General features: G+C 40.7%; 16 protein-coding genes. 10 read left to right on the top strand and 6 right to left on the bottom strand.

Annotation, left to right across the window (positions count from 1 at the left end):
* Positions 1 to 48: 48 nt before the first annotated feature.
* From namA to proC, 3 genes are all read right to left on the bottom strand, one after another.
* A complete protein-coding gene (gene namA / locus J7E67_RS11630; protein ID WP_214718867.1) occupies positions 49 to 1,065 on the bottom strand; it encodes an NADPH dehydrogenase NamA in 1,017 nt (338 codons plus the stop codon).
* An 80-nt stretch (positions 1,066 to 1,145) separates the two neighbouring features.
* Positions 1,146 to 2,285 carry a glycosyltransferase family 2 protein gene (locus tag J7E67_RS11625; protein ID WP_214718869.1) on the bottom strand — a complete coding sequence of 380 codons (1,140 nt, stop codon included), beginning with the start codon at positions 2,283 to 2,285 and terminating at the stop codon, positions 1,146 to 1,148.
* Between the two features lie 59 nt (positions 2,286 to 2,344).
* On the bottom strand, positions 2,345 to 3,190 hold the full coding sequence (gene proC, locus J7E67_RS11620) for a pyrroline-5-carboxylate reductase (RefSeq protein ID WP_214718871.1): 846 nt from the start codon (positions 3,188 to 3,190) through the stop codon (positions 2,345 to 2,347).
* Between the two features lie 483 nt (positions 3,191 to 3,673).
* Here proC and J7E67_RS11615 point away from each other — a divergent pair, with 483 nt between their 5' ends.
* From J7E67_RS11615 to J7E67_RS11595, 5 genes are all read left to right on the top strand, one after another.
* Positions 3,674 to 4,633, top strand: coding sequence for an MBL fold metallo-hydrolase (locus tag J7E67_RS11615; protein ID WP_214718873.1), 960 nt, complete (start codon positions 3,674 to 3,676; stop codon positions 4,631 to 4,633).
* Between the two features lie 33 nt (positions 4,634 to 4,666).
* On the top strand, positions 4,667 to 5,464 hold the full coding sequence (locus tag J7E67_RS11610; protein WP_214718875.1) for an SDR family NAD(P)-dependent oxidoreductase: 798 nt from the start codon (positions 4,667 to 4,669) through the stop codon (positions 5,462 to 5,464).
* A 316-nt stretch (positions 5,465 to 5,780) separates the two neighbouring features.
* On the top strand, positions 5,781 to 5,924 hold the full coding sequence (locus tag J7E67_RS11605) for a hypothetical protein (RefSeq protein WP_214718877.1): 144 nt from the start codon (positions 5,781 to 5,783) through the stop codon (positions 5,922 to 5,924).
* A gap of 7 nt (positions 5,925 to 5,931) precedes the next feature.
* Positions 5,932 to 6,948, top strand: coding sequence for a beta-ketoacyl synthase N-terminal-like domain-containing protein (locus tag J7E67_RS11600; RefSeq protein ID WP_214718879.1), 1,017 nt, complete (start codon positions 5,932 to 5,934; stop codon positions 6,946 to 6,948).
* A 91-nt stretch (positions 6,949 to 7,039) separates the two neighbouring features.
* The gene (locus J7E67_RS11595) at positions 7,040 to 8,698 is read left to right on the top strand and encodes an ATP-binding protein (protein ID WP_214718884.1); all 1,659 of its coding nucleotides are present in this window, start codon (positions 7,040 to 7,042) and stop codon (positions 8,696 to 8,698) included.
* Between the two features lie 92 nt (positions 8,699 to 8,790).
* Here the strand turns inward: J7E67_RS11595 and J7E67_RS11590 are convergent, their stop codons facing one another.
* Positions 8,791 to 8,982 (bottom strand): YqzH family protein, encoded by a 192-nt coding sequence (locus J7E67_RS11590; protein WP_088088878.1) that lies wholly within the window; start codon positions 8,980 to 8,982, stop codon positions 8,791 to 8,793.
* A 158-nt stretch (positions 8,983 to 9,140) separates the two neighbouring features.
* On the opposite strand from J7E67_RS11590, the gene J7E67_RS11585 reads away from it, so the two are divergent.
* From J7E67_RS11585 to J7E67_RS11575, 3 genes are all read left to right on the top strand, one after another.
* Positions 9,141 to 10,400: a Y-family DNA polymerase gene (locus J7E67_RS11585; protein WP_214718886.1), complete on the top strand. Its 1,260-nt coding sequence runs from the start codon at positions 9,141 to 9,143 to the stop codon at positions 10,398 to 10,400.
* Positions 10,401 to 10,484: 84 nt separating this feature from the next.
* Positions 10,485 to 10,820, top strand: coding sequence for a YolD-like family protein (locus J7E67_RS11580; protein WP_214718887.1), 336 nt, complete (start codon positions 10,485 to 10,487; stop codon positions 10,818 to 10,820).
* Positions 10,821 to 10,897: 77 nt separating this feature from the next.
* Entirely contained in the window at positions 10,898 to 11,236 is a 339-nt protein-coding gene (locus J7E67_RS11575) for an iron-sulfur cluster biosynthesis family protein (RefSeq protein ID WP_214718888.1), read from the top strand.
* A 14-nt stretch (positions 11,237 to 11,250) separates the two neighbouring features.
* Here J7E67_RS11575 and J7E67_RS11570 read toward each other — a convergent pair whose 3' ends face one another.
* Positions 11,251 to 12,171 (bottom strand): alpha/beta hydrolase, encoded by a 921-nt coding sequence (locus J7E67_RS11570; protein ID WP_214718993.1) that lies wholly within the window; start codon positions 12,169 to 12,171, stop codon positions 11,251 to 11,253.
* Positions 12,172 to 12,305: 134 nt separating this feature from the next.
* Positions 12,306 to 12,446: a hypothetical protein gene (locus J7E67_RS11565; RefSeq protein ID WP_168244984.1), complete on the bottom strand. Its 141-nt coding sequence runs from the start codon at positions 12,444 to 12,446 to the stop codon at positions 12,306 to 12,308.
* A 244-nt stretch (positions 12,447 to 12,690) separates the two neighbouring features.
* Between J7E67_RS11565 and J7E67_RS11560 the strand changes: the two genes are divergently transcribed.
* A complete protein-coding gene (locus J7E67_RS11560) occupies positions 12,691 to 13,380 on the top strand; it encodes a CoA transferase subunit A (protein WP_214718889.1) in 690 nt (229 codons plus the stop codon).
* A 24-nt stretch (positions 13,381 to 13,404) separates the two neighbouring features.
* Positions 13,405 to 14,073: a 3-oxoacid CoA-transferase subunit B gene (locus tag J7E67_RS11555; RefSeq protein ID WP_214718890.1), complete on the top strand. Its 669-nt coding sequence runs from the start codon at positions 13,405 to 13,407 to the stop codon at positions 14,071 to 14,073.
* Positions 14,074 to 14,123 lie beyond the last annotated feature (50 nt).

The raw sequence follows: 14,123 nt of genomic DNA, 5'->3' as shown, positions 1-14,123 counted from the left end.
TAACTTTTGGGGGTCACATCACCATTTAGAAGACACCCTCTTTTTGATTTATAACCAGCCGCGCTCGTATTGTTTGGGTCCCTCAATTGGAACCACTAATTCTTTTGCTGCTGTCCGGGCCCAATATGGGTCGCGAAGTAATTCACGAGCTAGGAAGACTAAATCAGCTCTGTCATTTTGTAAAATTTCCTCGGCCTGGATCCCGGAAGTGATTAATCCCACCGCACCTGTGGAGATATTGGCGCCAGTCTTTATGGTCTCTGAGAATTTCACTTGATATCCAGGATAAACGTGAATATGGGCAGGTACAACGGCACCTGAGCTAACATCAATTAAATCAACACCTTGTTCTTTCATCCATTGGGCGAACGTTATGTAATCTTCAGCGGTTAATCCTTCTGCGTGGTAATCATGAGCAGATACTCTCACAAATAACGGGCCTTCCCAATCGGTTTTCACTGCATCAAGCACTTCTCGGAGGATTCGGTAGCGGTTTTCAGCCGAACCGCCGTATTCATCGGTTCTTTTATTGGAAAGTGGTGAAAGGAATTCATTGATAAGATACCCATGAGCACCATGGATTTCAATCACATCGAAACCTGCTTTTGCTGCACGCTCCGCGCCTTTTTTAAATGCTTCTACTGTTTCTTCAATATCCGTTTTGGACATTTCCTTTGGTGTTTTCATGTTTTCATTAAAAGCAAGTGCAGAAGGGGCAAGAATTTCACCTTCTAATACGGCTTTTCTGCCGGCATGAGCGAGTTGAATCCCAGTCTTGGCACCATGCTCCTTCATAAGACCAACAAGCTCAGAAAAGCCCTCTATATGCTCATCGCACCAGATTCCTAAATCTCTAGGGGATATCCTGCCTTGAGGTGTTACTGATGTTGCTTCAACAATAATTAGACCAACCTGACCGACCGCCCTGCTTGTGTAGTGGGTTCGATGCCAGTTTTGAACATGGCCATCTTCATGACTGGAATACATGCACATCGGTGACATCACTATTCGATTTTTAAGTGTAACACCCTTTATTGTATAGGGTGAAAATAGTTTTACTGCCATTTCAGAAGCCTCCTGAATTCAATCTGAATTATCCTTTTCTAGTATAGCAAAAGGATCTTTTTAATGAAAAAATCAAGCTTCTAATCTTTTTCTCGCAGCTCACTTAACCGATAGGTGGTTCCTCTCCAAACAATACCGCCGCGCTTAAAGGTTAAGAGGCTCGCCCGAATAATCGAATAAATAAACAGTAAGGCTGTAATCGGAAAGACCAAAAACATCATAGGGGAGAATAAGGTTAATTTTTTTATGACAACCACATAAAGAATTCCGCAAAGAACAATATTTCCAAAGCTTAATAGGGCAACTGTTGTATTCCCTGAAAAAATCATCACAAAGGGCAGAACGTTGGTGATAAAAACCCCGAGGATCGCAAAGATCACCATGCTGATACGATAGTGCAATCCGGCAAATGTATTTTTCTCTAGTCCAACTAATGCTTCTTTTAAACTTCCATACCATTCCACTTCGATAAGATGAAGTGCAGTCACAATTCTTTGGCGGTAGCCTGCTTTTTTCATTTTCATCCCAAGTTGCAGGTCATCGTCCGGCCGCATTTTTATCTTCTCATGTGTTCCAAACGATTCATAAGATTTTTTTAAAACAAGAATAAACGCACCAATCCCTGTTCCGATTTTTGATTTTGGGTTATTTGCCAACCAAGGACGTTTAAAATAAGAAAAACCAAACAGGAAAAAGGCAACAAATGATTTTAACCAAAATCGGTTAGCACTTAAGTTTGGTGCAGCGGTTAGATGGTCAAGCTTGTGTCTTTCAAAATAGTGGAGCGCTTTTGCGAAGGCTTGCTTTTTAAATTTTACGTCAGCATCGGTAAACAATAGCCATTTCCCTGAAGCTTGAAGTGCGCCCGTGTACAAGGCGTTATTCTTCCCAAGCCAGCCCTCAGGCAATTGATCAACATGGATGACTTTTAGGCGCGGGTCTATTTTTGTTAATTCTTCCATAATGGTTCCAGTCATGTCAGTTGACCGATCATTGACAAGTATCCATTCCACATTTTTGTAGGTTTGCTCCAGCTGACTAAGGATACTTGCTTCGATTTGTTTTTCCTCATTACGGGCTGCAACTACTACAGATAATAGCGGTCCAAGCTCCATGCCTTCTTCTTTTTCCAGCGGATCTATTTTTCGTAAACCAATCAGTCCGTCTAAAAGAAAAATAGTCCAGACTAGCATACCTAAAGAAAATAAGATCGTTAGCATCCACGACACTTCCCTAGCCTTTTTTCACTAGTGTAATGTAAACTAGGCAAAAGTCCAATTTAGGAAGTTTGGTCTGCAGTCTGAAGCCTAGAACTTAATTCTTCCCCCATTTTTTTGGATTGCGCAGTTGCTGCTTTAATACATGAAATAAATGCTTGCTGGACGCCGTGTTCTTCAAGAACTCTAATGCCAGCTTCTGTTGTTCCGCCAGGGCTTGTTACTTCCATACGCAGTTGAGTAGATGATTTGCTTGATTTTTTCACCATCTCTGCTGCCCCAAGTAGTGTTTGAACAATCAGTTCACTGGCCATTTCTTTGTCTAGTCCTACTTCTACTGCACTTTTTTCCATGGCTTCGATAAGATAATAAATATAGGCTGGCCCACTTCCTGATAGCCCCGTAACGGCATCTAACTGCTCTTCTTCTACAAAAGAAGCCAAGCCAACTGTTCCAAACAAGTTCTTGGTTGTTTCTAACTGCTGCTCGGTAACACGTTGATTCACGGCAACAGCGGTGGCAGATTTTCCAACAGCAGCCGAAGTGTTTGGCATCGACCTTACAATCGCAAGTGGTAATTTTGCCAATGTTTCAATTGTCATCATGGAAACACCAGCTAATACTGAGACGACGAGCATTTGTTCCGTTAAGTGTTCACGAATGGATTGGACGGCTGTCGCGACATCCTTTGGTTTCATTGCTAACATTACAATGTCCGCTTGATCAAACAGTTCATTCAAATTATAAGTCGTTCGAATTCCATAACGAGTTTCTAAATTAGTTAATCTTTCTTGATTAGAATTGTTTGTAATCCAGATATTTTTTTTATTAATTAGCCCATTTTCAAGAATTCCTGAAATGAATGCCTCAGCCATCGAACCTGCCCCAATAATTGCTATTTTTTTCATTAATATTCCTCCATTTCGATTATTAAGAAAACAAAAAGACCCCTCATCCGTAAAGGACGAAAGGTCTAGCTTCCGTGGTACCACCTTCATTTTCCCTTGCTTAAATTGCAAGAAGGGTTCACTCGACTCCGATAACGCCGGATATGCGTTAGGTTTTCCTAAGTGCTCCTAAGGTAGGTTCAATGATTAAGAGGGCGGTGAAGTCTTTCAGCCGTCGAACTTCACTCTCTTTCGCCATTTCTCATTTACTGGCCTTATTCATCGCTCTAACGAATCAAATTTTACTAGATTATGCAAGATAAACAACCCATCTGTCAATAGATAAGTTTATTGAATTTTTTATTTTTTCTAAAAAATTATGCAGAAATAATGACAATTGGTTAAAAAGTCGCTACACTTTAGTATATATAATAAATGTCACATAATGTTCATATCTATATCGTTGGGTTCTTTATTCGACAATAATGTTAAGGGGATTTAGTAATGACAAAATGGAAAGACGGAATAGCCAAAATTACGGTGCCGACTCCTTTTGCGGTCGGAGATGTCAATGTCTATTTGATTAAAGGCGAGCGATTAACGCTTGTAGACGCGGGTGTAAAAACGGAACAGTCCTGGATGTCACTTAAGGAGCAAATGGGGGATTTAGGCTTAAGTCCTGCTGATATTGAGCAGGTAATTCTAACACATCATCACCCCGATCATGTTGGGATGCTTGATTTTTTTCCGGATTCGTTAGAAGTATATGGTCATTATTTGAATGAACGATGGATTCACCAATCAGAAGCCTTTTTTCAAGAACAAGAGGAATTCTTCCGTGTGCATTTTCTAGAATTCGGGCTGCCCGAGGAATATTTTTCGTTACTTTCTAAGTTAAGAAAAACATTGAAATATTCATGTAACCGGTCACTAACTGGACATCTTGTTGAGGGAATGAGACCTCCTGGGCTAAGTGAGTGGCAGGTCATTGAAACACCGGGTCATGCCCAAAGTCAAATTGCACTTTTCCGGGAAAAGGATGGAATTTTGATTGGCGGAGATTTAATCTTAGCGCATATTTCACCAAATCCATTGCTCGAGCCGCCAGCCCCTGGTGAAACAGAAAGACCGAAACCGCAGTTGCAACATAATGACTCCATGAAGAAGCTGCTATTGTATCCGATTCAATGTGTCTACACTGGTCACGGCGAGGAAGTCTACCAGTTAGCTGAGTTGATTGAAAAACGATTGACACGCCAACACGAGCGGGCAATGACGGTTCATAGCTGGTTAAAAGAAGAGCAGCTCACCGTTTTTGAAATCTGTAAACGCCTGTTCCCGTCTGTTTATCAGCGCGAACTGATGCTGACCATTTCGGAAACCGTCGCACAACTTGACTATTTATCATCTATCGGGGAGATTATTAGTAAGAATACTAAGCCCGTGTTTTATCAAGCTAAGTAATAAGCATTGGGTCAACTCAGATGAGGTGTAGAAATGGTTAGGGAACATTTAAAAGGTAAAAATATCGTGATTACGGGTGCCTCCGGAGGAATCGGAGCGGAAATCGCCAAGCTATGTGCGGCAAGCGGTGCCAATCTTGTTCTGCTTGCAAGAAGCATTGGTAAACTCGAGCAGCTGCAAACAGAACTACAGCAAAAGTATCAAGTAAAAGTGGATGTTTTCAAGCTGGATGTCTCGGATACAGCTCAGGTTCAGGAGGTTTTTCAACGGATTTTCGATAGAATCGGAGAGATTGATATCCTTGTCAATAATGCCGGCTTTGGAATTTTCCGGGAAGCCCATTTGGCAACAATCGATGAAATCAAGGGAATGTTTGATGTCAATGTCGTCGGGCTTATGGTCTGCACAAGCATGGTGCTGCCGAAAATGCGTGAACGGCGTTTTGGTCATATTATTAATATTGCTTCACAGGCTGGTAAGATTGCCACGCCCAAATCGAGTGTCTATTCTGCTTCAAAGCATGCCGTACTTGGATACACAAACTCACTGCGAATGGAGCTTTCCGATTATAATGTACAAGTGACTTCGGTGAACCCTGGGCCAATCGCTACCAACTTTTTCAATATTGCTGACGAAAAAGGCACCTATGTTAAAAATGTGCAAAGATTTATCCTTCATCCTGAATATGTCGCCCAAAAAGTCGTTGATAGTATGCTGACGAAAACGAGGGAGATTAATTTACCGCGCTGGATGAACATGGGAAGCGTTGTATACGTCCTCTTCCCACGGCTGTTTGAGCGGATTGGCAGACGTGCTTTTAATCAGAAATAGACATAATTTGTTAAGCCTCTGTTTCAGGGGCTTTTTGTTTTGCTGTCAAATTTTATACATGATACTAGCGGTGGGAGCATTCATTTAGTCGATTTGACCAAGGAAGTAACTATACAAGCCCTACCTTACGAAGTAAGCTAAAGGAAGTGTGTTGGGAACATTCTACCTAAAAAGGCTACATGAAAATTTAAGTTAATTGAGGAAGAACTACTTTAGACAGATGGCTCCCTCTTTTCTAAGAAAATCCATTTCCATAATCCATTAATAGGTTTATACTTCTGATAGAATAATAGATTTTAAAAGGGGCAAGCTAAGATTGAAGGTATTCATTACAGGCTACGGTATTAAGGCACCAAAAATTCAATCCGTTTCGGATTTTAAACATGTATTAGAAAGTGGAAAAGTCATTTCAGAAATAGTCGAATTTAAGAATGGCCTGCAATTAGTGTGGGGTAATTGAGGAAGACTTGACTGTTCTTGCACCTAAAGTATTAAAAAGGTATCCAAGAACTGCACAAATGGCGATTGCAGCTGCTTTTGATGCAATCAAAATGGCGGACTTAACAAATACGATCAAGGATAAAAAAGTTGGAGTCATTATTGGTACCTCCGGAGGAAATATTGCTGAAGTGGAAAAGTTTAGTCTAAGACTAAGTCAAACCAATCAAATTTCTCCTTTTGGGATCGGAAATATGAACACAAACAGTCTGTCCACCTCTGTGAGTTCCTTTTTCGAGCTGAATGGTATGTCTCTTACTTTGAGTAATAGCTGCACGGCCAGTACGGATGCGATTAACCTGGGTAAAACGTTAATTGAAGCTGGCCAATTTGACATTTGTATTGTGGGCGGAGTGGAAAGTACGTTAACAGATGTAGTGGTACAGGGCTTTTCTAAACTCCGGCTCACTGCAAAGGATTTAGACCCAGCAGTAGCTGGCGGACCTTTTTCTGATGACAAAGGGTTTGTCTTATCGGAAGGGGCAGGCGTTCTTGTGCTCGAAAGTGAACAATCTGCACAAAGCCGTAATGTGAACATTAAAGGGTGGGTTGAGGGAGCCTTTATGAACCAGAACGGCCTCTCTATCTACCATTCCGACTCGTCTGGAGCCAAAATGCTTGAAGCGATGCAGCATTGTTTAAATGGACAGGTTCCTACCTATGTCAATAGCCAGGCACTCGGAATAAAAGAAAATGACGGGATAGAGGCTTTCGTGCATCAAATGCTGTTTGGCAATTCGGTTCCCATTACTTCAATAAAAGGGATGACCGGACATTTTCTCGGGGCTACCGGAGCAATTCAGGCAATTGCAAGTTTAATCAGTTTAGAACATAATTTTATTCCAGCGGCCATTAAATCCAACCCGGAACATTATCTGGACTTGCCGATTGTAACTGAATTAAAATATAATGATGTGAATAAGGTTGCCATCACCTCCCATGGATACGGCGGCAACAATTCGTGTTTATTATTTTCAAAAATCTAGAAGGGCTGTTTATCCATTGGAATTTATCCTCCTGTTTTCAATATCATTAATCCCGTTTTTCTGCGGCCTCATCATTTTCTGGGGAAACAAAATGGCGATTGCAAGATTGATTTCTATTTTTTTATTTTTATTATCCATTTGGCAGCTAGATATCGCATTTTTATATGCGGAAGATTTTTTATCCATACCGACGATGGAAATTCTCTTCAGGATTTTTCGCTTCGGGCCAATTATGATCATGCCTTTGTTATACTATATTGTATTTTACATTTACAAAACGGGCCTGGCTACTTCAAAGCTCAAGAAGCGTCATAAACTGTTTTATAATAAATGGATATTTTATTTCGTTCTGTTGGTTAGTTCAATTGTTTATTTTGTGAACCTTACTACGGCTGGAGTTGTTGGGTTACACCAGATTCATGAGTATCCTACCTTTCCTGCCCATTATATTCCAATTTATGGCGCGTTGAATATAACATTTTATGTCAATATTATTCTTGTTTTTGTTCATACCTTTTTCCTGCTATTTATTTGTCAAAAAATTTCGGATGGAAAAATAAAGAAGTTCTTCCGCTCGCTTGTTTTTGCCTCATTATTTATTTTTGTGAACGGGATTTTGAGCGGGTTTTTGGTGTTTCCTCTATTCTTCTCAATCTTAAATTCGTTCTTTGCTGCAATCGTTTTATTTACATCGTATTTTACTTTGCAAAATGCAACGATTGAAAAAATCAATCAGGAATTAAAAGAAGAAAGAAGCTTTTTGGAAATTATTTTAAATATTAATCCGAATTATATTTATGTGAAAGACAGCAACGATCATCTCGTGATCGTGAATGAAGCCATCGCCAAGCTTTACAATAGAAGCCCGGACGAGATGTTTGGTGTAAACGAAAATCATTTCAAAAAGGAATTTCTCCTAAAAGAGGATCAGAATTCATCGAAGGAAACAGTCATCAACTGCAATGGGGACCTGCGAACGGTTGAATGGCAATTTTTGCCGATTTATTTCAAAGGTAATCATAACCATACTCTTTGTCTTGGCACTGATATCACGAAAAGAAAAAAAGAGGAAGAAATGCTGGTAAAGTCCGAAAATTTACGAGTACTTGGTGAAATGGCTGCGGGAATTGCCCACGAAATAAGAAATCCACTTACGTCGATTAAAGGTTTCATTAAATTACTCGATCAAAGCGTGTTCGATTCCAAAGAAAAATATTATTTGTCGATTATGACTGATGAAATTGACCGGATCAATGATGTGGTTGGGGAATTGCTATTTATTGCTAAGCCTCAGGCTTCTATTCAAAAAAATAACAAAGTAAATATCGAAAAAGTGATACAGGACGTGAAAATGTTACTGGATACGACAGCGTTGCTTATCCAAGCATCTATCGATATTCAAACGAATGGTTTATTACAAACTTCAGTTATCGAAGAAAAACAGGTAAAACAAGTATTAATTAATATTCTTAAAAATTCGTTAGAAGCTGTGTCAAAGGACGGAAGGATTAGAATTAAATCCGAAAAAATCCCAGGAAACCGAATAAGAATACGAGTGATTGATAACGGTGGCGGCATTCCGAAGTCGATGTTACAGAAATTAGGAGAACCCTTTTATACGACAAAAGAGCGCGGGACAGGTTTAGGCCTCACTGTTTGCTTTAAAATTATCAGAGAAAATCATGGCGATATCCTTATTAGAAGTAAAGAAGGATTCGGATCGATTGTGGATATTATTTTTCCAGAATAGTATTGAGCATATCGGTTTCTCCAACAATTAATCAAGAAAGTTTGGTCCATCACGACCGCACTGTGAATTTTTCACTCGTGCGGTTTTTTGTATCACTCTGCTAAATACTCATATACCGTATCATTCACAATCTCGTATAAATCTGCAGTTGGTTCCTCTGCTTTCGTTTGAAGGATTTGATTGCTTAGCTTCTCCAAATCGTTGTCTCCAATAGGCATTGTCCCCGTCTCATAATACTGTTTAAAACAATTTTTGATCATCTTAGCCACCAATTTTTTATCCATAAACATGCACCTCACTATCCATTATACCATGTTTTCCTCGACTTCCATAAAGGAACGGTGTCAAAAAATTTCCATTGAATACGAACGCATATTCGCTTATGATAATGAATATAATAAAAAAGAACGAATGTTCGATATTCTGATTGTGAGGGAAAGCCATGGTGGATTACAGTGCACTGCCGCAAAATAAAATTTTATGTGTGGACATGAAGAGCTTTTATGCCAGTTGTTCGGCTGTCATGCGGGGCCTTGACCCTATGGAGTGTTATTTAGCGGTTGTCGGTCAAAAAGAGCGGCAGGGAAGTATTGTCCTTGCTGCTTCGCCGCGTATGAAAAAAGAATTTGGCATCAAAACGGGTTCCCGGATGTTTGAGATTCCACAAGACCCCAGGATTGAAATTGTTGAGCCAAAAATGGCAACGTATTTGCGGATTGCCACGGAAATTTCTCGTGTCTTTAACCGCTATGTTCCAAAAGAAGCGATTCATGTCTATAGCGTCGATGAAAGCTTTATTAAAGTGGATGGTGCCATTCATTTGTGGGGGGATGCTTACACGATTGCCAAAAAAATAAAGGATGATATTGAGCGGGAGTTTCAACTGCCGTGTGCCGTTGGAATTGGCCCTAACATGTTACTGGCAAAGCTATGTCTTGATCTTGATGCCAAGAAAAGCGGAGTGGCTGAGTGGACATATGAAGATGTTCAGACAAAGCTTTGGAATGTGTCACCGCTTAGGGAAATGTGGGGGATCGGCAGACGTGTCGAAAAAACATTAAATGGGATGGGGATTTTCACTGTCGGTCAGCTAGCCCGTTATGATTTAGAAAAGCTGGAAAAGAAATTTGGTATCATGGGAAACCAGCTTTATCATCATGCCTGGGGAGTTGACCTTTCTGATTTGGGTGCACCGCTTATCCAAGGACAAATCAGCTTTGGAAAAAGTCAAATTTTGTTAAGGGACTATAAAGAGGAAGCGGAAATTAAGACGGTCATTTTAGAAATGTGTGAGGAAGTAGCAAGGCGGGCAAGGACGCATCGAAAAGCAGGGAGAACGATAAGTCTCGGAGTCGGCTACAGCCAGGATGAATTTGGCGGCGGTTTTCATCGCTCTAGAAGCATCGGCCAGCCAACGAATGTGACGATGGAACTGTACCGTGTGTGTCTGGAATTATTTCATGAGCATTACACTGGAAAGACGGTACGGCAGATCTCGATTGCGATCAGCAATATTGTTGATGACCGAGAGCTGCAGCTTGATCTTTTCGACATGGGTGCCTATAAGAGGCGAGAGCTCGGCTATGTGGTTGATACGGTTCGCAGACGCTTTGGTTCAGGTTCCTTGTTGCGCGCGGTTTCCTATACAGTTGCTGGAACGGCTAAGCATCGGGCTACACTTGTTGGTGGACATAAAAGATAAATGCGGAAGCGCCCGTTTAGCGGCGTTAAAGCTAGACAGTAGTCAAATAATTAAGACTGAATACTGAGAAAGAAGGAGAGGCGGATGATTCGCGACCGTGGAAGGATCAAATGGACGTCGATGATGCTTCCTGAGCATGTGAAATTGCTCAGGGATTGGGTGAAAGAAGATCGGTACGAACAGAAACGAGAAATGGATGAACAGCAACTGGAGCTCATGAACGGGATCTTGTCCGAAGCGATTGAATATGATCAGTACGTGACGATCACCCATTACCGGAATCGGAACTATGAAATCGTGATTGGCAAAATCCATTACTGGGATGAACTGACGCAAAGGCTTCATGTGATAGATCGCTTTGATGAGGTGCACCGGATTCCGATGGATGCCATGGCTGACATCCGGATGACGGAGATCTAAATCTATGAGCAAAGATGAATCAACCTCACGTAACATGTGGTACAATCACCATATGCTAAATGAGAGGGGCAAAAAACTTGGAGATAACTATTACTGCAGAGGCAGCTAACAAAATAAATGAGCGAATTAAAAGTCGAGAAGGCTACTTAAAGCTAAAATACGATACAGACGGCTGTGGCTGCGCCGTAAATGGGGTAGTAGCTTTGTGGTTTATCCCAGAATTAGATTCAGATGATATTGCTATTGAAACAAATGACCGGACGGTTTATGCAGAAAAATCAAAAATGGTCTTTTTCGATGAGCAAATGAAAATTGACTTTTCTAAAGCGTGCAATTGCTTTCAACTAAAGAGTCCGCAGCAAATCCTAAATGGCCGTATGAGCCTTATAATTAAAGAAAAAACAGACTGTCCATGATGGATAGTCTGTTTTTAGCTTGGCAATGGATGATCAACATATTTTTGTAAAAATTCATCAATCACCCGTTCGTAATCAGCCCGGTTTTCATTAAAGGACTGGGCATGGCGGCCGTTAGCCGCTAAAAAGAGCATTTTAGGACCCTTTTTATGCTCAAATAAATCCTTTGTCATGGTAGGAAGGATAAAATCATCCTTTTGGCTGTGAATGAACAAAATCGGATGTTTGATATTTTCAATAACCGAAATCGGGGAAACATTTCGGATCGAATATTTGTCCCGAAGGCGTAAAAGGGCATCCCCAAGCGGTAGCAAAAGACCAGGGATGAGCTTGAAATCCTTTTTAATCAAATAAGCCAACTGCTCCTTAAAATCAGAAAATGGGCAATCGGCAATATAAAAATCTGCCCCATCCTCAAGGAGTCCAGCATATAACAGCATGGTAGCGGCTCCCATCGATTCGCCGTGAATTCCAAGTTCAAGTTGAGGTCCTTTTTCTTTTTTGAGCCAATCGACGACTGTCTTCAAATCAAATTTTTCATAATGACCAAAACTAGTTGTTTTGCCGCCAGATTCCCCGTGACGACGATGGTCATAAATTAACGTATTAAACCCACGCTCTAAGAACATATTTGCATATTTAATGGAATTAATTTTCGTTTCGGTCACACCATGAGAAATAATGATATAACGATTGGTGTGGTGCGGTTCCACGAGCTGGGCTTTAATTGTGTATCCAAAAGGCGAAGAAATATCAACCTCCCGTTTTGGAAGAGAATCAAATTCATCGGGATTATACCGGCCAGCTTCTTTTTCACGCCTTAAAATTAATTCCTCATCCTTCTTTTTCATATACATGAGACGGTTTGTAAAATACAAACCAAGAGATAACCAGAAAAACAACAAAACAAACAAAGTTCGAAATGCCTTCCTCACCATTGGCACCTCCTGTAGGAATTAATATAACATATGTAAAATAAGTACCAAGCGCCCATAAATTACCCGTTTTAATTTTAACACAAAGAAAACCGCTGTACACCAATGAGCGGTTTCCGAGTTTACAGAATGATTTACTGCTCTGCGTTCTGTCTTTTGGTAGGATGGATGGCTTTTTCGATTTCTTCAGCGGCAATCACCCGCTTGCCTCCACCTGCTGTGTCTGCATAGTTTTTTCCCTTTTGGCTGGACCCTTTATCACGTTTTTGGCTCAAAATAATCAGTCTCCCTTCAAGCTAGTCTCAATTAATAAGATGCATTAATGGAAGATTGATTATTCATGAAAAATTTAAATTAGACAGTTTGGCAATCATTTTCCCTCTTTGATAATCATACTTTCATTGTAGTGGTGTTAATTTCAAAAAGGCAAGAATATAGAGATTTTGACAAAATAAGAGGATTTCTGTGGTTTTACTAGAAATAGTAAAGGGAAAATGGGGATTAGGGGGAGAAATCAGGATGAAAAAAATATGTACATCCTTCCAGGATGCAGTTGCCGGAATTCATGATGGGGCTACATTAATGGTTGGTGGGTTTGGTTTGTGCGGCATACCGGAAAACCTGATACTTGCATTGGCAGAAAAAGGCGTAAAGGATTTAACAGTTATTTCAAATAACTGCGGGATTGATGAGTGGGGTTTAGGACTTCTATTAAATAATAAACAAATCAAAAAAATGATTGGATCCTATGTTGGTGAAAATAAAGAGTTTGAAAGACAGGTTTTAACTGGAGAACTCGAAGTAGAATTAACGCCACAAGGCACATTGGCTGAAAAAATCAGGGCAGGCGGGGCTGGGATCCCAGCATTTTATACACCTGCTGGGGTAGGAACACCGATTGCAGAGGGGAAAGAAACAAAGATTTTTAACGGGAGAGAATACCTTTTGGAGGAGGCACTAACTGCCGACTTTAGTCTTGTTAGGGCATGGAAGGGCGACAAAATGGGAAATCTCGTTTACCACAAAACAGCGCGAAACTTCAATCCGATGATTGCAGCTGCTGGAAAAGTAACGATTGCTGAAGTGGAAACACTTTGTGAAATTGGCGAATTAGATGCTAATTTTATTCATACCCCTAGTATCTACGTACAAACAATTATCGAAGGAACACAGGAAAAACGAATTGAGAGATTGACAGTGAGAAAATAGTGTTGGGAGAAGGGAGAGAGCGTAATGGTGAATGAAATTGTCTCCGTTCGAGAGAGAATTGCGATAAGGGCTGAGAAGGAAATAGAAAACGGATTTTATGTAAATCTAGGCATAGGTATGCCAACCCTTGTTGCTAATTTTATGTCAGCAAATAAACAGGTTGTCTTGCAGTCTGAAAATGGTCTTCTTGGCATCGGACCCTATCCAGGTGCGGATGAGGTGGACCCCGATTTAATCAATGCCGGTAAAGAGACCGTTACGGCAATTAGTGGTGCAGCCTATTTTGATAGCGCCGAATCGTTTGCGATGATTCGCGGCGGGCATGTCAACTTAGCGATACTCGGTGGAATGGAAGTATCTGAAACCGGTGACTTAGCTAACTGGATGATCCCTGGAAAGATGATAAAAGGAATGGGTGGTGCGATGGATCTTGTCCACGGTGCCCAAAAAATAATTGTCATTATGGAGCATGTGAATAAAAAGGGTGAATCCAAAATATTGAAACAGTGCACGCTTCCTTTAACAGGTAAAGGGGTAGTTAATCGAATTATTACCGAGCGTGCAGTCATGGATGTAACGGATTCAGGGCTAAGGCTCGTAGAAGTTGCTAAAGGGTATACGATTGAGGATGTTGTCAATTCTACTGAAGCCACATTGTATGTGGACGAAAACGTGGTACTTGAAGCTTATTAAAAATAACAAGTAAGAGCAGGCTGACTATGATTAAGCATAGCCTGCTTTTT

The sequence above is a fragment of the Bacillus sp. ISL-46 genome (assembly GCF_018613205.1).
Note: the sequence above shows the minus strand (reverse complement) of the source record. Positions and strands in the feature narration are given on the sequence as shown.

What these genes read in the sequence shown, in the direction of transcription:
- namA (WP_214718867.1), bottom strand. Translation starts at nt 1,065, where the DNA reads ATGGCAGTAAAACTATTTTCACCCTATACAATAAAGGGTGTTACACTT.
- J7E67_RS11625 (WP_214718869.1), bottom strand. Translation starts at nt 2,285, where the DNA reads ATGCTAACGATCTTATTTTCTTTAGGTATGCTAGTCTGGACTATTTTT.
- proC (WP_214718871.1), bottom strand. Translation starts at nt 3,190, where the DNA reads ATGAAAAAAATAGCAATTATTGGGGCAGGTTCGATGGCTGAGGCATTC.
- J7E67_RS11615 (WP_214718873.1), top strand. Translation starts at nt 3,674, where the DNA reads ATGACAAAATGGAAAGACGGAATAGCCAAAATTACGGTGCCGACTCCT.
- J7E67_RS11610 (WP_214718875.1), top strand. Translation starts at nt 4,667, where the DNA reads ATGGTTAGGGAACATTTAAAAGGTAAAAATATCGTGATTACGGGTGCC.
- J7E67_RS11595 (WP_214718884.1), top strand. Translation starts at nt 7,040, where the DNA reads ATGGCGATTGCAAGATTGATTTCTATTTTTTTATTTTTATTATCCATT.
- J7E67_RS11590 (WP_088088878.1), bottom strand. Translation starts at nt 8,982, where the DNA reads ATGGATAAAAAATTGGTGGCTAAGATGATCAAAAATTGTTTTAAACAG.
- J7E67_RS11585 (WP_214718886.1), top strand. Translation starts at nt 9,141, where the DNA reads ATGGTGGATTACAGTGCACTGCCGCAAAATAAAATTTTATGTGTGGAC.
- J7E67_RS11580 (WP_214718887.1), top strand. Translation starts at nt 10,485, where the DNA reads ATGATTCGCGACCGTGGAAGGATCAAATGGACGTCGATGATGCTTCCT.
- J7E67_RS11560 (WP_214718889.1), top strand. Translation starts at nt 12,691, where the DNA reads ATGAAAAAAATATGTACATCCTTCCAGGATGCAGTTGCCGGAATTCAT.
- J7E67_RS11555 (WP_214718890.1), top strand. Translation starts at nt 13,405, where the DNA reads ATGGTGAATGAAATTGTCTCCGTTCGAGAGAGAATTGCGATAAGGGCT.